Source organism: Paludisphaera borealis, from assembly GCF_001956985.1.
In the GTDB taxonomy this organism is placed as follows: Bacteria; Planctomycetota; Planctomycetia; order Isosphaerales; family Isosphaeraceae; genus Paludisphaera; species Paludisphaera borealis.
The window spans coordinates 4,068,517-4,088,868 of record NZ_CP019082.1 but is presented as its reverse complement, the minus strand read 5'-3'; the positions used below and the strand labels follow the sequence as shown (position 1 = coordinate 4,088,868).

The 20,352-nt window shown below is 68.1% G+C and carries 17 protein-coding genes; 8 read left to right on the top strand and 9 right to left on the bottom strand.

The genetic code is table 11. From position 1 onward, the window contains the following. Window positions 1–35: 35 nt before the first annotated feature. From BSF38_RS15970 to BSF38_RS15930, 7 genes are all read left to right on the top strand, one after another. Window positions 36–1,010: a deoxyhypusine synthase family protein gene (locus tag BSF38_RS15970; protein ID WP_076347222.1), complete on the top strand. Its 975-nt coding sequence runs from the start codon at window positions 36–38 to the stop codon at window positions 1,008–1,010. Window positions 1,011–1,117: 107 nt separating this feature from the next. Continuing rightward, entirely contained in the window at window positions 1,118–2,242 is a 1,125-nt protein-coding gene (locus BSF38_RS15965) for an endonuclease domain-containing protein (RefSeq protein ID WP_076347220.1), read from the top strand. Then, complete coding sequence (locus BSF38_RS15960; RefSeq protein WP_076347218.1) at window positions 2,232–2,885, top strand: hypothetical protein; 654 nt, start codon at window positions 2,232–2,234, stop codon at window positions 2,883–2,885. Before BSF38_RS15965 ends, BSF38_RS15960 begins: the two co-directional genes overlap by 11 nt. Beyond that, window positions 2,882–6,127 carry an ATP-binding protein gene (locus tag BSF38_RS15955; protein WP_076347216.1) on the top strand — a complete coding sequence of 1,082 codons (3,246 nt, stop codon included), beginning with the start codon at window positions 2,882–2,884 and terminating at the stop codon, window positions 6,125–6,127. Before BSF38_RS15960 ends, BSF38_RS15955 begins: the two co-directional genes overlap by 4 nt. A gap of 210 nt (window positions 6,128–6,337) precedes the next feature. Beyond that, window positions 6,338–7,984, top strand: coding sequence for a hypothetical protein (locus BSF38_RS31705; RefSeq protein ID WP_145952156.1), 1,647 nt, complete (start codon window positions 6,338–6,340; stop codon window positions 7,982–7,984). 204 nt (window positions 7,985–8,188) lie between these two features. After that, a complete protein-coding gene (locus BSF38_RS15935) occupies window positions 8,189–8,626 on the top strand; it encodes a DUF2171 domain-containing protein (RefSeq protein WP_076347208.1) in 438 nt (145 codons plus the stop codon). Window positions 8,627–8,719: 93 nt separating this feature from the next. Further along, window positions 8,720–8,914: a hypothetical protein gene (locus BSF38_RS15930; RefSeq protein ID WP_076347206.1), complete on the top strand. Its 195-nt coding sequence runs from the start codon at window positions 8,720–8,722 to the stop codon at window positions 8,912–8,914. Between the two features lie 13 nt (window positions 8,915–8,927). Here BSF38_RS15930 and BSF38_RS15925 read toward each other — a convergent pair whose 3' ends face one another. From BSF38_RS15925 to BSF38_RS15895, 7 genes are all read right to left on the bottom strand, one after another. Further along, complete coding sequence (locus BSF38_RS15925) at window positions 8,928–9,857, bottom strand: glycosyltransferase family 2 protein (RefSeq protein WP_083712986.1); 930 nt, start codon at window positions 9,855–9,857, stop codon at window positions 8,928–8,930. 182 nt (window positions 9,858–10,039) lie between these two features. Then, the gene (locus BSF38_RS15920; protein WP_076347204.1) at window positions 10,040–11,227 is read right to left on the bottom strand and encodes a glycosyltransferase; all 1,188 of its coding nucleotides are present in this window, start codon (window positions 11,225–11,227) and stop codon (window positions 10,040–10,042) included. A gap of 4 nt (window positions 11,228–11,231) precedes the next feature. Continuing rightward, a complete protein-coding gene (locus BSF38_RS15915) occupies window positions 11,232–12,422 on the bottom strand; it encodes a glycosyltransferase (RefSeq protein ID WP_076347202.1) in 1,191 nt (396 codons plus the stop codon). Window positions 12,423–12,447: 25 nt separating this feature from the next. Then, window positions 12,448–13,683 (bottom strand): acyltransferase family protein, encoded by a 1,236-nt coding sequence (locus BSF38_RS15910; RefSeq protein ID WP_076347200.1) that lies wholly within the window; start codon window positions 13,681–13,683, stop codon window positions 12,448–12,450. 47 nt (window positions 13,684–13,730) lie between these two features. Then, a complete protein-coding gene (locus tag BSF38_RS15905) occupies window positions 13,731–14,933 on the bottom strand; it encodes an acyltransferase family protein (protein WP_076350969.1) in 1,203 nt (400 codons plus the stop codon). Window positions 14,934–15,037: 104 nt separating this feature from the next. Next, complete coding sequence (locus BSF38_RS15900) at window positions 15,038–16,402, bottom strand: hypothetical protein (protein ID WP_076347198.1); 1,365 nt, start codon at window positions 16,400–16,402, stop codon at window positions 15,038–15,040. A gap of 83 nt (window positions 16,403–16,485) precedes the next feature. After that, window positions 16,486–17,853, bottom strand: coding sequence for a glycosyltransferase family 4 protein (locus BSF38_RS15895; RefSeq protein WP_237170479.1), 1,368 nt, complete (start codon window positions 17,851–17,853; stop codon window positions 16,486–16,488). A gap of 212 nt (window positions 17,854–18,065) precedes the next feature. Between BSF38_RS15895 and BSF38_RS15890 the strand changes: the two genes are divergently transcribed. Further along, window positions 18,066–18,557 (top strand): hypothetical protein, encoded by a 492-nt coding sequence (locus BSF38_RS15890; RefSeq protein WP_076350967.1) that lies wholly within the window; start codon window positions 18,066–18,068, stop codon window positions 18,555–18,557. A 35-nt stretch (window positions 18,558–18,592) separates the two neighbouring features. On the opposite strand, the gene BSF38_RS15885 is transcribed toward BSF38_RS15890, so the two are convergent. Beyond that, window positions 18,593–19,327, bottom strand: a complete 735-nt coding sequence (locus BSF38_RS15885) for a sulfite exporter TauE/SafE family protein (RefSeq protein ID WP_076347194.1) — start codon at window positions 19,325–19,327, stop codon at window positions 18,593–18,595. 1 nt (window position 19,328) lies between these two features. Continuing rightward, window positions 19,329–20,345, bottom strand: a complete 1,017-nt coding sequence (gmd, locus tag BSF38_RS15880) for a GDP-mannose 4,6-dehydratase (protein WP_076350965.1) — start codon at window positions 20,343–20,345, stop codon at window positions 19,329–19,331. Between the last annotated feature and the right edge of the window lie 7 nt (window positions 20,346–20,352).

Sequence of the window (20,352 nt, the reverse complement as noted above, 5' to 3'; positions counted from 1 at the left end):
TATTCTTTTCTTTATTGAAGGAACACACAAACGCCATGAAAACCAACGGCATCGTCTCCGGCTTCCTCAAGCACCACTTCCGGCACTTCAACGCCGCCACCCTGGTCGACGCCGCGGAAGCCTACCGGGCGCATCTGGAGTCGGGCATGCCGATGCTCCTGGCCATGGGGGGGGCGATGAGCACCGCCGAGATCGGCCTCTCGCTCGCCGAGATGATCCGTCAGGACAAGGTCCACGCCGTCTCCTGCTCGGCCAACAACCTCGAAGAAGACATCTTCAACCTCGTCGCGCACGACCATTACGTCCGCATCCCCCACTACCGCGACCTCACCCCCGCGGACGAGCGCAAGCTGCTCGACCAGCACCTCAACCGCGTGACCGACACGTGCATCCCCGAGCACGAGGCGATCCGCAAGATCGAGAAGCACATCTTCAAGATCTGGAGCGAGACCGAGAAGCGGGGCGATCGCAAGCTCCCGTACGAATATTTCTATGAATTGGTCCGATCGGGCGTGCTCAAGAGCGAATACCAGATCGACCCGAAGGATTCGTGGGTCCTCGCCGCCGCCGACAAGAACATCCCGATCTTCACCCCCGGCTGGGAAGACTCGACGCTCGGCAACATCTTCACGAGCTACTGCCTGAAGGGCGAACTCAAGCCCTCCACGATGAAGAGCGGCGTCGAGCTGATGATGCACGTCACCGAATGGTACCGGAAGCATTGCACCGATCGCGGCGTCGGCTTCTTCCAGATCGGCGGCGGGATCGCGGGCGACTTCCCGATCTGCGTCGTGCCGATGCTCCAGCAAGACATGGAGATCGACGTGCCGTTCTGGTCGTACTTCTGCCAGATCACCGACACCAACGAATCGTACGGCTCGTACTCCGGCGCGAACCCCACCGAGAAGATCACCTGGGGCAAGCTCGACGAGACCACGCCGAAGTTCGCCATCAACTCCGACGCCACCATCGTCGCCCCGCTGATCTTCGCCATCGTCCTCGGCGGCTGATCATTCCGTGGCTGGACGAATGAGTGAATGGCGTCGGTGCCTGGGGACTGGTAACATAAGGCCATTTGGCCGTTTAAAGGACCTTCGCATCGACTTGAGATAGCTGGATGACGACCGTCTATGCGGACGAGCTCGATCGTCTTCTCTTGCCGCCGGCTTCGCGGACGCGAGTGGTGTTCGCGGCGCGGGGGCTGGTCGGCGCGGTGGGCGTCGGGCTGGAGGCGCGGGCGGTCGCGTCGGGGGGCGGGATTCGGCTGGTCGCGATCCGGTTCGACCGGCCTCCCCCCTTGAAAGCGCTGATCGACGACATGGTCGATCAGCTTGCGGCCGTGGCCCTCGGGTTGTTCCCGGACTGGTACGGCGACGACGCCCGGTTCGCGGCGGTCGACGCCCAGACCGCCGATTTCGACGCGATCCTGGCCGACCGCCTGGACCGACTCGACCTCTTGAGGCGGGGCGTTTCGGTCCCCTGGCTGAAGGCCGCCCGGCGGCTCTGCCGGCGCGGCGGGCTTCCCCGCCCGCGCGGGTTTCCGGCCTCGGTCCACGCGGCCCAGCTCGCCCGGGCCGTCGACCCGTCGCCGCTGCTGATCGCGCTTCTGCTCGACGACGACCGCCCGGCCGTCGAGGCGCTCCACGGCCTGTCGAGGGCCTCGGAATGGCTCGCCCGCGAGGCCGGGGCCCGGGTCGTCCTGATCGTCCCCGACGCGCTCGAGGCGTCGACGGCACTCGACGGCGTCAGCTTCGAGGCCGTCCGCGTCCGCGAGCGGGAGGCGGAAGAAACGTCGATCGACGTCATTGCGCCGGCGTTCGCGACCGCCGCACCCCGGCTCTCGGTCTCGCCGTTGATCGGCCGTCCGAACCCCGCGAGCCGCGGCGAATTGCTGCTCGCGCGGCGGCTTGAGCGCGACGAGAATCTCGCCGGCCTGTTCCGGTACAACGTCCACGTCGAAACCCGCCGGGGGACGTCGCCGCTGGTCGACCTGGTCTGGGAATCGGGAAAAATCGTCGTCGAGGTGGACGGGTTCTATTATCACTCGGACGCGTCGGCGTTTTCGCGCGACCGCCGCCGTGATTACGAGCTGACGACCAGCGGCTACCTCGTGCTCCGGATGCCCGAGGACGAAGTCGTCGGCGACGTCGAGCTGGCCGTCGAGAAGGTTCGCGACCTGGTCGAGTTTCGGCGGGTGTCGGACCGCTCCGCCCGTCGCACGGGGATCAACGATGCAACATGAGATCAAGCCTCTCGAACTGCTCTTCCTGTGGCGGCTGGCGGCGGCCGGCGGCGGTGACTGGCTCAAGGACGTCAAGCCCGACCCCGGCGCGCCTGCCCGCAAGCGGCTCGAAGCCTCGGGCCTGATCGCGCAGGTCAAGCAGAAGCCTCCCGGCGGCCGCGCGCAGGCGCTTCATGTTTCGCTCGCCGACGAGGGCTGGGCCTGGCTGGGGGGGCATCTCGACGCCGATCTGAACACCAAGTCGACCGCCGGCGCCGACGTCCTCCGTCTCCTGCTCGCCCGGCTCAAGACGTTCCTCGACCGCAAGAATCTCTCGCTCGGCGATTTCATGGCGCCTGGCGAGTCGGCGGCCGGGCCGCCCGCGATCGACGACCCCAAGGCCTGCGTGACGACCGCCTATTACGCGCTTTCGGACGGCCGGGCGAACGCGCGGGTGCGGCTCGCCGATCTCCGCCGCGAGCTGGCGGCGATCCCCCGGCCGGTGCTCGACGGGGCGCTGCTCGACCTGGCGACGAGCGGCGAGGCGTCGCTGTACCGGCTCGACAATCCGGCCGAGATCCGGGCCGAGGATCGCGACGCGGTTCTGCGGACCCCTTCCGGCGAGGAGCGGCACATCGTTTATCTGGGAGGGCGGGGATCATGACCGAGCTCGACGCGATCCGAGCGGCCGACTTCGACTGGGCGGTGCGGCTGAACGACGTCTGGGACCAGCCTCCTTCGGACGTCGCCCGCCTGCACGCGAACCATCGCGCCGAGTTCGCGCGCAAGCTCGGCGCGATGGAGCAAACCTCCGGCGCCGGCTCGCCGTTGGGCTGGGTCGTCGTGGGGGGCGGGGGGACCGGCAAGACGCATCTGCTCGGGGCGTTCCGCCGCGAGGCCGCGCGCCGCAAGTGCGCGTTCATCCTGGTCGATCTGACCGACGTGCGGAACTTCTGGGAATCGGTCCTCCAGGGCTACATGGACTCGCTCCAGCAGCGGTTCGACGGCGACGTCGCCCAGCATAAATGGATCCTCGATCACATCATCGAGAAGTACGGCCCGAGCAAGTCGTTCGCCTCGATGCTCGCGACCCTGATCGGCCGCCGGAGCCGCGACCTGCGGACCGACGTCGACGCCATGCTCACCGCGCTCGGAAAGTCGTATCCGAGGGAGACGATCAAGTATCAGAACGTCGTGCGGGCGCTCATCTGCTTGAATTCGGATGACTTCACGACGTTGAACGTCGGCCACGTCTGGCTTCAGGGCCAGCGCCTCGAGGACGACGACAAGCTGCGTCTGGGTTTCACGGTCCACCAGGAGCCGGCGAGCAAGATCGTCGAGGCGCTGTCGTGGTTCATGAGCCTCAGCGGGCCGACGGTCCTCGCCTTCGACCAGCTCGACCCGATCGTCACCCAGCTCCATTATCGCAAGCAGGGGGAGCAGCCGTCGCTCGCCGAACAGGCGACCGCCGAGTCGATCATCGTCGAGATCGGCGGCGGCCTGGGCGCGCTCCGCGACCTCACGCGGAACACGCTGACCCTCGTCTCGTGCGTCGAGAGCACCTGGGGAATCCTCGGCTCGACGGTGCTCCGGACGTTCCTCGATCGGTTCGAGGAGGTCAAGACGCTGAAGGCCCCGGGAGACGCCGACGTCGCCCGCGCGATCGTCGCCGACCGGCTCGGAGCGGCCTATAAAGCGACGAACTTCGCGCCCCCCTACCCCGTCTACCCGTTCCGCCCCGAGGCGTTCGACGCACTGGCGCTCGATAGCCCGCGTGAGATCCTCAAGAAGTGCGACGCCCACCGGCGGCGGTGCCTGGAGGATCAGCGGGTCGTCGAGCTGGCCTCGTTCGCGACCGTCGCGCCCAGGGCCGAGGCCCCGGCCGTCGCTCCCCGCTCGACCGGGACGGACCGGCTCGATCAGGAATTCGACGCCCTCCGCGCGGCGGCGAAGCCGAGCTGGATCTTGGAGGAGAAGTTCGACGACGAGCGGCTCGCCCCGCTGCTCCGAACCGGCCTGAAATGCCTGATCCACGAGGTCGACCTTCCCGCCGACGTCCACGCGATCGTCGATGTCGAGGCGACGGGCGCGGCGACGACGATCCCCCTGCACGCGCGATTGAGCCTGATCTTCCACAAGGAGAACGAACGCGAGGAGCATTACTGCGTCCGGGCCTTGCAGCAGACCAACGCCCGGGCGTACCAGAATCGGCTCAAAGGCGCGCTCACGCAATCAGGCGTCGATAGGAACCTCCCGTTCCGCCACCTGGCCGTGGTGCGGTCGACGGCGATTCCCGGCGGAACGTTGACGAGCAAGCTGACCGACGAGTTCACCCGGCTCGGCGGCCTCTTTCTCCACCCGACCGACGATGAACTCCGGACGCTCCACGCCCTCCACGAACTGAAGGCCAAGAACGACCCCGGATTCGAACTCTGGCTGAAGGCCCGCCGGCCCGCCTCGAACCTCGAACTCGTTCAGAAGATCGTGGCGAGCGACCTGTTCATCAACGACGCGAGGGAGATCGAGACGAAGCCCGAGACGATCGACGAACCTATCATCGAATCGATGATTGAACCGAAGTCCGGCGCGACCGAAGCCGGGCGGCTGCCGCTGGGGCGTCGTTTGATCGGCGGCAGGCCGGGCGAGTCGATCGGGATGCCGGTCGGTCTGCTGGAGAAGCACGCGCTGGTGCTCGCGGGGGCGGGGTCGGGCAAGACGGTGTTCCTCAAGCGGCTGATCGAGGAATCGGCGCTTTTGGGCGTGCCGTCGATCGTGATCGACGTGGCGAACGACATGGCGGCCCTCGACGAGCGCTGGGACGAGCCTCCTCCGGTCTGGACCGACGACGACCGCGACAGGGCCGAGCGCTATCATCGCAACGCCGACGTGGTCGTCTGGACGCCGGGCAAGGAGTCGGGCAATCCGCTCTCGTTCGAGCCCCTGCCCGATCTCGCGCCGCTGGTCGGCGACGACGAGGAGCTGGACACCGCGGCGTCGATGGTGGTGGAGACGCTGTCGCCGGTGCTGGCCTCCGGCCAGAGCCACACGGCGAATCAGAAGCGCGCCGTGCTCAAGGCGTCGCTGCGCTACCTCGCCCGGCACGGCGGCGGCCGGCTCGACGCGCTGATCGACTTGCTGAAGGAGCTGCCGCCCGAGGCCGGCCTGGACGTCGCCAACGAGCCGAAGCTCGCCGAGCAGATGGCCGACGCGTTACGGGCCGAGATGGAGATGAACCCGCTGCTCCGATCGCGTGGGACCGCGTTCGATCCGGCCGTGTTGTTCGGTTCGGAGCGCGCGTCGGACCCCGCGCGGATCTCGGTCGTCAGCTTCGTCGGCCTCCCCGGCCGCGAGGCGCAGCGGTACTTCTTGAACCAGCTCGCGATGACGCTGTTCTCGTGGGTCAAGAAGAACCCGCACCCCGGCGACCGCCCGTTGCGCGGGCTGCTGGTGATCGACGAGGCCCGGGACTTCGTCCCCTCGCAGCAGGCGACCGTCTGCCGCGACAGCCTGAACCGGCTGGTCGCCCAGGCGCGGAAGTACCACCTGGGCGTGGTGTTCGCCACCCAGAATCCCAAGGATATCGACAACCGAATCGTGGCGAATTGCTCGACGCATGTTTACGGCAAGGTGAATTCCCCCGCCGCGATCGAGACGGTCAAAGCCCTGATCCAATCCAAGGGAGGCTCCGCCGCCGACCTCTCAACGCTCCCCAGCGGCCAGTTCTACGTCCACAACGCCGACGCCGACATCGCCCGCCCGACGAAGATCGTCGCCCCGTTCTGCCTCTCACGCCATCCCCGAAACCCACTCGACGAACCGACCCTCCTCGCCAAAGCCGCCGCCTCCCGCGCCCGCCTCCGCGCCCGTCCGCGCGACGTCAAGATCCGAGTCGGCGAGCCGGTGTGAGGGGGCGGTTCCCACCTCGCATGGAGGCCTGCGCTTTCGGCGTAATCGGCGGGCGCGAATTTTATTTCGGCTCAAGATTCCGTCCGGCAACGTCGATTGAGGTTGGAAGTGCTCGGGTTGGATTGCGCCGAGGGGAATGATTGTAGGGGCGTGAGAACGCTCGGCGTGGTTCGGCCAGGGAGCTGTTTAGCCGGGAGGGCTAAAAATCTCATGTCGCACGATGATCTGGCGGCCGGTAAGGCCCGTGGCGTTGCACGGCGCAAGGTGAGCTTCGTCACGACGCTCGAAGACCTGGAGGGCCGCGTCCTCTTGTCGGCGGTCCGCCACGTGAGGCCGAACCACGCCGTGGTCCGGCAGGTGAGCCGGCCCAAGCCGAAGGTCCAGGTCAAGGCCCACGCGCAGGTTCAGATCCCGCGCCGGCTTCAGGCCATGAACGCCTTGCGGATGCGCAATCCGACGATCAACATCCAGCAGTCGGTCAACGTCAATCCGACGGTCAACGTCGCGCCGGCGACGGCGAACTCGACGTCGAACTCGACTTCCAACCCCACCAACACCACGTCGTACCATGACGCCCTGGCGACGGCCGGCGTCACACCCCCGACCACACCGGGGACGGCCGGAGCCGCGACCACCACGACGCCGCCGCCGACCACGACGCCGCCGGCGACCTCGACCACCACGACGCCGCCGACCACACCGCCGGCGAAGACTCCCGCGAATCCGTCAGGCCAGCAGGGTTCCGGCACGTGGACCTCAATCAACAACCCACCCGTCGTCACCCCGCCGTCGACGAGCACGCCGCCGACCACGACGACACCGCCGCCGACGACCACGCCGCCGACGACCACGCCGCCTGCCACGAGCACGCCGCCGACCACGACGACGCCGCCGCCGACGAATCCTCCGCCGGTCACGCCGCCCCCCGCGCCGACGTTCCCGGACGGCACGATCCTCCGCAACGAGCAGACGGGCGAGTTGGGATGGTACAGCGGCGCGGCCCGGCATCTGATCTCGCCGCCGGTCGCGGCCAAGATGGGGATCACGCAGGCGCAGACGACGTCGGTCACGGCGACCGTCTTCAAGGCCGTGCCCAAGGGGAACGACTATTTCCCTGACGGCATGTTCGTCCGCAACCAGCAGTCGGGCGAGATCAGCCAGTACTCGGGGGGCGTCTTCCACGTCGTCTCGCCGCCGATCGCCGCGAAACTCGGTCTCGACGTCAACGGCCTGGCGACCATCAGCGCGGCGCAGTACGCGGGGGTCGGCAAGGGGCCCGACTACTTCCCCGAGGGCATCCTGCTCCAGAACCAGCAGACCGGCGAGGTCGACATCTATCAAGGCGGCCAGCGGCACTGGATCTCGGTCGCCGTGGCCGCTCGGATCAGCCTGACGGTCGACGTGCTGACGCCGATCAGCCCGACGCAGTTCAACGCCATCCCGCAGGGCAAGGACTACTTCCCGGACAACGTCTATCTCCAGAATCAGGAGACCGGCGAGATTGCCCAGTACAGCGGCGGCAAGAACCACCTGGTCTCGGCCCCCGTCGCATCGAAGATCGGCCTGACCGCGCCGCAGTTGATCTCGGTGTCGTCCGCCCAGTACAACGCGATCGACAAGGGGCCCGACTATTTCGTCGAGGGGATGTTCCTCCAGAACAACCAGAGCGGCGAGATCGACCAGTACAGCGGCGGCCAGCGGCACTGGGTGTCGTCCCCCGTGGCGACCTCGATCAACCTGACCCAGGCCCAGATCACCACGATCGGCGCCGACCAGTTCAACAACATCCCCCGCGGCGGCGACTACACCCCGCCCCCGCCGTCAGCCACGGCCCCCGACCCGGCTGCGACCGCCTGACGGGCTTCGGCCTCCGGCTCATGAAACCACGAACGACCGCCCCCAGCCTGGGGCGGTCGTTTCGCGTTCGATTGCGGGAGGGCGGACCGGCCATTCGTCGCTCAACCGGAACTACGGCGAGCGGCACGGGCCTTGCAAGGTTGTTTCGAAAGTGGAAATCGCTCCATGCGACGCATTCGATTCGAATCAGCAAGGGAGAAGATCATGGCGGAAACATACAAAGAGCAGGCTGAGGACGTCGCCCAGAAGATCGCGAACAAAGCCACGGAGATCGGCCACAAGGTGAGCGAGAAGGCGGAAGAAGCCACCGACTGGGTGAAGGAGAAGGCCCATCAAGCCGGCCACAGGATCGAGGAGGCCGTCGGAGGCGCCTGTAGCACCGATCACGCGCGGCTGTCGGAGAGCACCGGTCCGGTCGGGTCGGTCGCCGATATCAAGGACCATATGAGCGTTTATGCGTCGTGCGGCAAGTTCATGGGCAAGGTCGACCATGTCATGGGGAACCTGATCAAGCTGACCAAGAACGACAGCCCCGACGGTCAGCACCATTTGATCCCGACGAGCTGGGTGGCGAAGGTCCACGACCATATCCACCTGAACAAGAATTCGCAGGAAGTCGAGAGCGAGTGGCGGCCCGCGTAGTCGCACCGTCGAGCAGCCGACGCATCCCGTGCGAGTGAGCCGGGGAGGCGCGCACCGCCCCTCCGGCCCTCGTCATTTCAGGAGGACGCCCCGATGCCGGACAGCCCAACGCCCGATTCGATTCCGGTCCCCGGAAAGCCGGAGATGCCCTCGCCGCCGCCGACCGACTTCCCGGAGATTCCCAAGCCGGATCGGCCCCAGTCGCCCTACCCCGCGCACCCCGAACCGGCCCCGACCCCCGCGCCGCCGACCGATCCGACGCCCAAGCCGCCCGGCTTGAAGGTCTGAATCGGCGAACGAGTCAGCGTCCGGAGGACTTCAGCTCGTTCGCCCGGGCGATCTTCTGCTCGTAGACGTTGGCCCAGGCGAGGAAGTCGTAGAACGACAGCAGGGTGCAGAAGACCAGGCCCGGCTTGGCGTCGAGGAATCCGAGTCGGAAGATGTAGGCATAGACGAATCGGATGAACGGCCGCATGGGGAGGCGGAGATAGAGCTTCTTGAGCCGGCGCTTGAGGGCCTTGCCGCGGCCGATGGTCGCGGGGACGGGCTCGTTCAGGAACCGCTCGTACATGGCGGCTTCCCAGACGGCGTAGCGGTTGTGCTTCTCGACCCAGGCGGCGATCGTCGGGTAGGCGTGGTGGTCGAGCTCGTGCGTCAGCCGGGCGACGCGGCCGTCCAGCTCGACGTGCTCGTGCGCCTCGTTGTCGCCGGACCGTCCCCCGGTGTGGTCGGGCATCCGCTCGTAACGCCCCAGGCGGTGGCGGAACAGCCGCAGGTTCCAGCACTCGGAATAGCCGCAGTGCTTGATCCGACGGCCCAGGAAGAAGTACTTCGAGTTGAGGTAATAGCCCTCGGCCTCGCCCGACTCGATCCGCGTGGCGATCTCCTCGGCCAGCTCGGGGACGACCACCTCGTCGGCGTCGACGATCAAGACCCACTCATTGCGGAACGGCAGGTTCTCGAGCGCCCAGTTCTTCTTCTTCGGGTAAACGCCGTTGAACTGGAACTGGACGACCTGCGCGCCCAGCTCGACCGCGACGTCGCAGGTGTCGTCGGTGCTCTGGCTGTCGACGACGATCACCTCGTCGGCCCAATCGAGCGCCGGCAGGCACCGCCGCAGGTTCTCGGCCTCATTCTTCACCGGCACGATCACGCTCACCGGGGCCCTGGCCGTGCGCGGTCGGGCGGCGCGGTCCTGATCGGTCGTTTCGTCAAGGCAAGGCGTGTTCATGGTTAGTCTCCGGTGCGTGATCAGCGAGTGCATGGTTCCGAATACAAGCCCGAAGCGCCAGCGAGTGAGTTGTTTTGCATTTGCTTGCTCAACACGCTGCGCAACGAGGGTCGAGGAGATGCACTCGCTTGCGCTTCGGGCTTGTATTTCGGTTCAAATAACGATTGCCCGCGTCTTCAACTTCAGGAAACCACGCAATCGGGCGACGGTCCGCCGCCGGAGAGCCAGCGGTAGACTGAGGCGAGGCGGTCGGCCTGCTGGTCCCAGGTGTAGTCGCTTTCGACGAGCCGGCGGCCGTTCGCGCCCAGCTTCGCTCGTTCGGCGGGCGAGCGTTCGAGTAGGTTGCGGAGGGCCTGAGTCACGGCGTCGGCCCGAGGCTCGACGACGAGCGCCGCGTCGGCCTGCGCGGCTTCGGAAAAGTGGCATGCGGTGGTGAACATGCAGGGGAGCGAGCAGGCGAGCGCTTCGAGGATCGCCATGCTGAAGCCTTCGCTGTAGCTGGGCAGGGTGAAGGCGTCGGCCGCGGCCCAGACCTGGCGCGCCCGCTCGCCGCCGACGTGCCCGACGTAGGTCATGCGGTCGGTCAGGCCGGCGTCCGCCACCCGGTCGGCGAAGGCCGGCCACTCGCCGTCGTCCTTGCCGGCGATCAGGACGTGCAGCTCCGGGAACGCCGGGCAGAGCGTCCTCATCGCCTCGGCCAGCAGGTTGATCCCCTTCTTGGCGTGCAGCCGGCCGAAGAACAGAAGCACGAACTTGCCCTTCAGCTCGGGATGTTCGGCCTCGATCACCGACCTCGGCGGCAGGTCGTCGAACGCGGCGAGGTCGACGCCGTTGGGCACGAAGCAGACGGGCGCCCAGGGCGCAAGGCCGCGCAGGTGGCCGATCTCGGGCCGCGACAGCGCGTGCAGGCACGACGCCCGCCGCAGGTTGCGCGATTCGACGAGGGTCAGGTAGAGCTTCTTCTTCCAGGCTTTGTGTCGCAAGGCCCACGGGTCGGTCATGCCGTGCGTGGCCATGACGTAAGGCACGCGCGCCTCGCGGGCGAACCGGCCGCCCCGGCGAGTGTGGGTCTGCCAGAGCCCGTGCATGTGGACGACCTCGGCCGAGCCGACGGCCTCGGCGACGTTGGTCTCGGGGCCGGCGATCGCGACCCCTCCGGCGATGGTCGCCGCGTCGAGCCGCGAGGGGGTCGACGTGACGATCCGCACGTCCCCTCCTGCCCTCTGGAGGGCGCCGGTCATGCCCAGGATGCTCGGAACCATGCCGCCGTCGCGGACCGGGTCGAGGCCGTTGCACAGGTGCAGCCAGCCCGAGCGGGCGGTCTGGGTCGGCCGGGTGTTCGCCGTCGCCGTCACAGTCGTCGCGGTCATCAGTTCAGCTTCCTTTCCGCAAGAGCGAGGCGCGGCGGCGGGGCGATCGGCGGGCGATCTCCCAGGCTTCGACGGCTCCCTGGGCGAACCGCTCCGGCCCCCAGGCCGAGACGACCTCGCGGGCGCTTCGGCCGATGGCGAGCCGTTCGGCTTCCGGCCGCTCGGCCAGCCAGCTCAGCTTGGCAGCCATCCGGCTCGCGTCGAACGGGTCGAACCGCGCGCCGGTGATTCCTTCGGGATCGGGGACGAGCGTCCGGGCGCAGCCGGCTCGCGACGAGAGCAACAGCGGCAAGCCGGCGGCGGCGGCCTCGTTGGCCACCAGGCCCCACGGCTCGGACACGCTCGCCAGCACGAACCCGCCGGCGAACGCGTACCACCGCGACAGCGCGTCGGCCTGGAGGAACCCCGGCCGGTGGATCGCCGAGCCGCAGCCCGACCGCTCGACGGCCTTCTCGACCTCGTCGGCCTGGGGACCGCCGCCGCAGACGACGAGGTCCCACGCCTTGCCCGGTTCGGCCTGGCCCCGGTAGAGGGCGAACGCCTCGATCAGACGGATCAGATTCTTCTCGGGCGCGAACCGGCAGACCGTCAAGAAATAGGGCGCGGCGGGCAGGCCGGCGCGGGCCTCGGGCTGATTCCGCCACTGGTCGGCGCGGGCCTCGTAGAAGGCGTTGTCGACGGCGTTGTACCCGAACGCGACGCGGTCGGCCGGCATCCCCAGGTCGACGAGGTAGTCGCGGTGGTACGGGCCGCCGACGAGGGCGGCGTCGAACAGGTTCATCCGTCGACTCTTGATCATTTCCTTGTACCAGACGCGGGGGCGGTCGACGGACTGGCTCTCGGACATGAGGATCGACGACCGGCTGTTGCGGCGGGTCCATCGGGCCATGGCCATCGACTCGGGCCGGGCGTAGCCGACCACGCCCAACGCGTCGGGCCGGTCGCGGTCGAGCGCCTCGGTCATCGCCTCGGCGCAGGCGCCGGCGGGGATCTCTTCGAGGGTCCGGTTGGGGAAGAGGACGACGCGGTCGAAGGCCTCGGCCTCGGTCCGCCGCTCCCACGGGTAAGTCCGCTCGTCGCCCGCCGTCTCGTAGGCGATGAGCCGGTCGCCGCGCCCGGCCAGGAGGGCGGCGAGCGCGCGCAGGCGGGCCAGATGGTACGGCCCGAAGTTGGTGAAGCAAACGGCGAAGAGCATAGGGTGTTTCTCCGGTCGAACTCGATTAGTTCGGGACGCCCAGGGCGGGGACGGCGATCGGGGCCGGTTCCCGCGCGGGCGCCGAATTCAGCCGCTTCAGGACGCCAGCTCGCCAGGCGAGGAGAGGCCGCTCGGCCAGGCGGCCCAGGGGCAGGCAGCAGCCGACGCCGATCACGGTCCCCGCCGGATAGAGCAGCCACAACGGCGCCGCCGCGTCGGTCCACTCGACCGCCGCGCCGAAGGCCAGAAGGACCGGCCCGTGGAACAGATAGACGGGGTAGCTGACCAGGGCGAGGAACGCCGTGTACGGCCGTGGCGCGCGCGACGCGGGGCGGCCGGCGGCCTGGTCCTGGATCATGAAATGAATGAGCATCAATGTAAACGCAACGCCTGCCGCCAGGTAGATGTTCCGCTGTGGAATGCGCCCGTCGCACCGCATGGCCATGCTCGCCGCGACCGCCAGCGGCCAGAGCCGGGCGACGGTCGGGAGGCCGGGGACGGTCGGCAGGCGGTCGGCGTGGACGGCCGTCAGGGCGCCGAGGAACCAGACCGAGCCGAGCCCGAACAGTATCGCCGATCTGGGGACGACGGGATGGTGGAGGCCCGCCCGGTCGAGCGCCTGGAACGCCAGGCCGATGCCGACCGTGAGCGCCAGGCCGATGGTCGCCGGGCGGCTGCCAGCCGGGCCGAAGGCGGCCGCGACGAGCCCGAAGACCAGGTAGTACACGACTTCATTGGTGATGCTCCACGACGCCGAAAACGCGCCCAGCGTTTGTGTGAAGCCCTGGGTCAGGAACAGTTGATGGAGGAAGGTCCCCGAGTCGAGGCCGAACCTCCAGTAGTTCGGCCGATGCGGCGCGATGGCGATCTCGACCGCCACGGCGAACGCCAGCGCCAGGTAGTACAGCGGCAGGACCCGCGTGAGCCGGGCGACGAGATACGCCTTGAGCGGGAACCGGCCGTCCCGGGCCGCGAGCCGTTGGACCGACCCCTGGATGCAGTAGCCGCTCAGCACGAAGAAGCCCATCACGTAGTGCTGCCCCGCGCCCGCGACCGAGCCGACGACGTTGCGGATCGGAGCCGGCAGCCCGTCGCCCCAATGGGGGTCGAAGACCTCGGCCATCAGCCACGCGTGCGACGCGACGACGAGGAATGCGAGGACGCCCCGGCACACGTCGATCTTTTCGGTCAGGCTGTACGGGGCGTTCGACGCGGTCGCACGGCCCGCGGCGGATCGGTCGAGGAGGATTCGTGAGTTCATGGCGGGCTCCTTCCCGGGCGTCGTGGACGGCTTCCATTCCGTCGTGGTTACTGTTGGATTCCGAGGATCGGCGAGGGCGAACCGGCCGCGAGGGGGGCGGGCGGTTCGGACTTCAGACGCTTCAAGAAGCCGGCGCGCCAGGCCATCAGCGGGCGCTCGGCGACGTAGCCGAGGATCAAGCCTGAGCCGATCCCGGCGGCGCTCAGCACCACCCACGTCACCCGCCAATCGTCGCCGACCAGATTCAGGCGGATCATCATCGAGCCGAGCCACATCACGAACGGGCCGTGGAACAGGTACGTCGGATAGCTCGCCATGCCGATCGCGCGGATCAGCGTCCCCAGGGCGCCCCGGTCGGGCGCGACGGCCCCCGGCCGGTCGACGACCGCGAACCGCATCAACATCAGCGTAAACGCCGCGCCCAGGATCAAGTAGAGGATCTGGATGTGGATCGTATGGAAATACCAGAGCACCATGGCCAGCACGAGGACCATCGGCCAGAGGCTCGACGCGATGCGGGCGATCTTGCTGTCCCGGAGCCGGTCGCGGTTCTCGGCGACCATCGCCCCTTGGAACCAGACGACCCCCAGCCCGAACAGGAGCCCGGGGACGCGGATGTAGGCGTTGGAGCGGAAGTGGAGGAAATAGGCCCACTCCAGGCTCAGCGCCGCCGTCAGGCAGATAAGCATCCCCAGGGTCGTGGGCCGGACGCCCCGCTTGAGCGCGACGACCACGACGACGCCGTAGAACAGGTAGTAGAACATCTCATTGGTGATGCTCCACGACGGCGCGAACGAGCCGTACGTCTGCGACAGGTTCTGGACCACGATGAGCTGGGCCGTCAGCGTGTTGAGGTCGAGCCCGTTGGGCCAGCAGCCCGGCCGCGCCGGCGCCATCAGGAACTCGAAGACCACTGCCGACGCCAGCGCGACGTAATACAGCGGCAGGATGCGGGTCAGTCGAGCGGCGAGATAGGTCTTGAGCGGGAACCGGCCGTCGCGGACCTGACGCTCGACAGAGAGCTGGATGCAGTAGCCGCTGATGACGAAGAAGCCGATCACCCAGTAGGCGCCCGCGGCGACGACGTAAAGCCAGAGGTCGTGGACCCAGATCGGCATCACCGTCGGCGCGTGGGGATGGATGGTCCAGGCGATGTCGACGCCGTGGGCGATCACCACCAGGAAGGCGAAGAGGCCGCGACAGACGTCGATCTTCTCGTGCGAGGTCAGGGGCGTCGCGCTTTTGCTCATGTCCGTGAGGCTCCTTCCGGGATCAAGGCCGGGGCGGTCCCCGGTTCGGTTGCATCGAGGCCCGGCCGACGTTCCGTCGATCGGCCGGCGGGTCGTGTGGGGGCTCATCCGGCTGCCGCGGTTGTTGCGGCCGACGGGCTCCAGGCGACGTCCGGCCCTTTGTTGACGAACCAGAGGATGACGATGGCCGGCAACGACGCGAAGCTCCAGTTGAAGTAGAACCAAGTCATCGGATCGTCGCCGACGATCATGAACCAGGCGTTGAAGAACGTGATCGACCAGAAGAATTGGACCCAGGGCGAGTCGGCGTGGAGCCGGAAATACTCGTACGACGACCGCAGCAAGAGTGCGAGGACCGCCAGCACGAGCACCGTCGCGGGGGCCCCTCCGTTAAGCTGCGTCGCCCCCAGGATGCCGATCGCCGGACTGGTGAAATCCTCATCGCGCTCGAGTTCCGAGCCGGCGATCCAGGCGTCGACCCACTGCTTGCGGCCGTACAGCGGCTTGGTGGGCCAAAGTATCCGGGGGATGAACGTGGAGAACATCCGGAGGTAGTTGGCGCCGCCGTCGTAGTCGGACTTCATCGGCACGGTGTCGAGCATCAAGAGGTAGCCGCCGTACTCCTTGGTCTCGTACGAAATGATTTCGTAAGACGTCTGCTCGGCGGTGTCAGTGATGTCCAGGCTGTCGAGGATCTTCGAGACGTCGAAATCGCCCATGAACTCGATGAAGCCGATGAACGACCGGTCGTGCGTGACGTCGATGCGCCAGCCGATCGCCACCGCGACGACGAGCGCGCCCACGAACGCCGTGGCGGTCAGCACCCCCCAGGAGGGCCGCTTCATGTGGGTCGAATAGTACGCGCAGACCGTCGCCAGCACGCCGATCAGGGCGGGCGACCGCTTGCCGTTGAACATCCAGATCGCCATGTAGGAGAACGCGAAGAACAGGCCGGCGGCCAGGTAGATCGGCTGCGGCGCCGAGATCCGCCGGCCGGTGACGATCAACATCACCGCGCCGACCATCAGGACGTAGGGGAACGACCGCAGCAAGGCGTCCTCGGGCGAGCCCAGCTCCCCCGAGGCGCTCCCCCCGCCGAGAATCCCCGTGCAATAAAGCCCCCAGACGATCAGCACGGGGCTGAGCAGCCCCACCGCCAGGTTCGACCACTTCCGCGGCGGAGTCGGCAGCCGTCGTGCGACGAGTCGGCCCCCCCCCAGGTGGTAGACCGCGAGGAACCAGGCGAGCGCCCAGAGTGCCCGCTGGTTGGCCGTCGTCACCAGGTCGACCCCGCGCACCGAGATCGCCCACTCGCGGTACGAGTACGCCTGAAGCACGTAAACCTGGATGTAGCCGACCAGGAACAGCCAGACCGGCGCGAACGGGTCGAACCGCCGCGAGACGACGCTTGCCAGGAAGTAGGCCGCGATCAGCGCGGCCGTCGCGTGCACGTACTGTCGGTCGTCCATGACGTCGCTCGATCCTTGTACCAACCGTGGTGCAAAGTCTCGTCTGGTGAGGCGGGCGCCGCCCGCCGTCCGGGGCTGCAAGATCAACGTATGCGAGTGTTGGGTTTCGCGGCGGCCTCCGCTCGCCGATGCGAGGGGGCCCGGCGGTCGGCTTCGGTTCGGATCAGGCTTTGGCTCCGGCTCAAGTCGGAGACGGCGTCGGCCACGGCGACGTGGTACCGCGGCCAGTCGAAGTCGAGCGCCCGGCTCCGCGCGGCGGCCGACATCCGGGCTCGGAGCCGAGGGTCGTCGCCCAGCCGTTCCATCTCGGCCGCCAGGGCCGCGACGTTCCGCGCCGGCACGTGGAAGCCTTCGGCGCCGTGGCGCACCACCGAACCGGCCGCGGCCGTCACGATGCTGGGGAGCCCGCAGGCGAGCGCCTCGTAGGTGACGACCGCCGAGCCCTCGAACAGCGACGGGAAGACGAAGACGTCGGCCGCCGCCATGTGCGCCGGGACTTCGGGATGGCCCACCCGGCCCAGGAGTTCGACCCCGTCGAGCAGGCCCGCCATCGGCCCGAGGTTCTTGGGCGCGGCGCCGAGGAGCTGGAGCTTCCAGCCCGGCCGGCGGACCTGCGCCCAGGCTTCGAGCAGGTACTTGATCCCCTTGCGCTGGCTGATCCCGCCGGCGAACAGGAACGTACACGACGCCTCGTGCCGCTTGCCCGACAGCGGCCGGAACCGCCGGCAGTCGGCCGCGTAGGGGATCACCCGGACTCGCTCGCGCGGCAGGCCGTGCGACGCCAGCTCGTCGGCGATGTGATCCGAGGGGACCAGCACGAGATCGGCCAGCGCCAGATCGCGGAGCCGGCGCTCGTGCAGCCACGACAGCTCCACCTGGTCGAGCGCGCCGTCGCCCAGGTACATCGGGAAGAAGTCGGGCGCGAGGGCCGCCTCGGTTTCAAGAACCTCGGCCTCCTCGCGAACGTCGCCGTGGACCATGCTGAGGACCGTGCCGATCCCCAGGCGGCGGCAGAGCGGCAGCGAGACCCCCGCGCCGACGTCGCTGAACACGAGCAAGGTCTCGGGCGGGTCGGCGGCCAGTCGGCGCGCCAGATGGCGGTCGAACCAGTGCGTCCGCGCCTTCGCCACCGCGCGCTTGAGCCGGGGCCGCTTGCCGGCGAGCCGCGATTCGAGCTTCAAGGCGACGTCGACGCTCGGCACCGACGACACGCGGGCGGCGGGGATCTCGACGTCGTGGCGGCGGACCAGCACTCGCTGCCACCGAGCGAACGCGCGCGGGCTGATGCGGCGGGCGAGGCTCGACGCCAGGCTCTCCGGGTCGTGATAGTACGAGGTCACGAACCGCTTGAGCATCCCCGCGCGGCCCAGTCCGATGGCCGCCTGATAAGCGGGCGGGCGGGCGTCCGGGCAGGCCACGACCACCGATTCCCGGCTCGTTCGCGCTTGCATGTCCATTGCAGCATCGCCCTTCCCTGGTGAATTCTCATTGAGGTCTCATCGAAGTAAACCAGAAGTCGCCCCCGACGGCAAGCCTGGTCGGGGATTCCGTCGCGTTCCCACCGGCCGCGAACTCATCGACGTTCCGAGTTCTTGCGGCGCTACAGTCCGTGTACTACTCTTTTCGGGGCGAGAAATCGGTTGGAGGCATGGGAGCGTCGATCATGGCGTCGTGCGACTGCTGCGGTACACGAATCCTTTTCGGAGGCGTGAAGCTGGACGACCTCCGCTTTTGCAACGCGAAATGCGCGGAGCAAGGCTACTGGATCCAGAGGGGGGATGCGATCCCGGAGGGCGAGGTCCAGGAGCGGCTCCGCAGCCTTCATCAGGGCCAGTGTCCCAGGTGCGCCGGGCCCGGTCCGGTCGACGTCCACACCTCGCACCGCGTCTATTCGGCGCTGGCGTTCACGGCGTGGAGCAGCCACCCCGAGATCTGCTGCCGGTCGTGCGGGCGGTGGAAGCAGTTGAAGCACGGCGCGTTCTCGCTGGCCCTCGGCTGGTGGGGGTTCCCGTTCGGCTTCCTCCTCACTCCGGTCCAGTTGACGCGGAACTTCACCGGCCTCGTGGGATTGAGCGGCCCCAAAGACGACGCCCCCTCACCCACCTTCCGTCGAGCGGTCCAGGTCGCGATGGCCAAGCAGCGAGCCGGCGGCTGAACCTGCGTCGCGCTCCGAGGAACGGCGTCGGCGGCCTATCGTGCGGACTGAGCCAGCAGCAGCGCCCCGATCGCCAACAGGCCGATGTGGACGTAAATCAGGAAACGCCGCCCGCTCATGCGGTGGTTGGCCATTCGGCCCAGGACGATCGCCCCGGCGACCACGGGCAGCGACAGGAGGTAGTAGCGGGTCACGGCCGGGACCCACAGGCCCGCCAGCCAGTAGCCGATCATGCCCACCAGGCTGGCCGGCAGGAAGTAGCCTTGCAAGGTCGCCCGGAAGTGCTGGGGAGACCAACCGCGTAGCGCTCCATAGACGACCAGCGGCGGCCCGTTCATGCCGTACGCGCCGCCCAGAATCCCCGCGCCGAAGCCGAACAGCCACGCCAGCCGGTCGTCCCTGAGTTCGAACGGCCGGCGTCGGGCCAGGCAGTACGTCGAGAAGGCGATGATGACGACCGCGAGGATCGCCTTGACGACCGATTCCGCGACCGCGATCAGCAGCCAGAGGCCCAGGGGAATGCCGAACATCGTCGAGACGACCAGCCACCATGCGCTGCGCACGTGGACGTGACGCCAGTCCTGCGCGACGATCACCCCCGCGACCGTGATCGAGACCAGCACCGCCACCGGCGCCGCCACTTCCACGGGCATCAAGAGCGCGAGCAACGGCACCGCCACGAGGGCCTCGCCGAAGCCGAACGCCGATCGGATGAACGTCGCCAGGAACAGAACCGCCAGGGTGAGCGCGGTCGTCCCGTCCCCGATCACGTCAGCTTCCCGGGAAGGTGCGGGCGTGCTTCTCGCGGCGGGCGAGTTCGAGGTCGTTGTCGACCATCATCTTGATGAGGCCGTGGAAGTCGACCTCGGGCTTCCAGCCGAGGACCTCGCGGGCCTTGGTGGCGTCGCCCAGGAGGACGTCTACCTCGGAGGGCCTCATGTAACGCTCGTCGAAGTCGACGTAATCGCGGTAGTCGAGGTCGACGAGGCCGAAGGCTTTATCGAGTAGATCGTGGATCGAGTAGGTCTCGCCGGTCGCCACCACGTAGTCGTCGGGCTTGTCTTGCTGGAGCATCAGCCACATGGCGCGGACGTAGTCGCCGGCGAAGCCCCAGTCGCGCTTCGATTCCAGGTTGCCCATCACCAGGCGCTTCTGGAGCCCCTCTTTGATCCGGGTCGCGCCCAGGGTCACCTTGCGGGTGACGAACGACTCGCCGCGGCGGGGGCTCTCGTGGTTGAACAGGATGCCCGAGCAGGCGAACAGGTTGTACGCCTCGCGGTAGTTGATCGTCTGCCAGTGGGCGTAGAGCTTGGCGCAGGCGTACGGGCTGCGAGGGTGGAACGGCGTGTTCGGCCCTTGCGGCGCGGGGGCGGAACCGTACATCTCGGAGCTGGACGCCTGGTAGAACCGCACGGGGTGGTTGCGGTTGAGGTGGCGGACCGCTTCAAGCAGGCGGAGCGTCCCCAGGCCGACGACGTCGGCCGTGTAGAGCGGCTGGTCGAACGACACCCGGACGTGGCTCTGCGCGCCGAGGTTGTAGACTTCGTCGGGCCGGATCAGTTCCATGATCGCCGCCAGGCTCGATGCGTCGGCGAGGTCGGCGTAGTGGAGGAACAGGCGGTCGCGGCCCGGCGCGTCGGGGCCGAACAGGTGGTCGATCCGCTGGCGGTTCAGGCTGCTCGACCGCCGCACCAGGCCGTGGACCTCGTAGTTCGGCTTGCCCAGCAGGAATTCGGCCAGGTACGAGCCGTCTTGACCGGTGATCCCGGTGATCAGTGCACGCTTCATCTCGCGG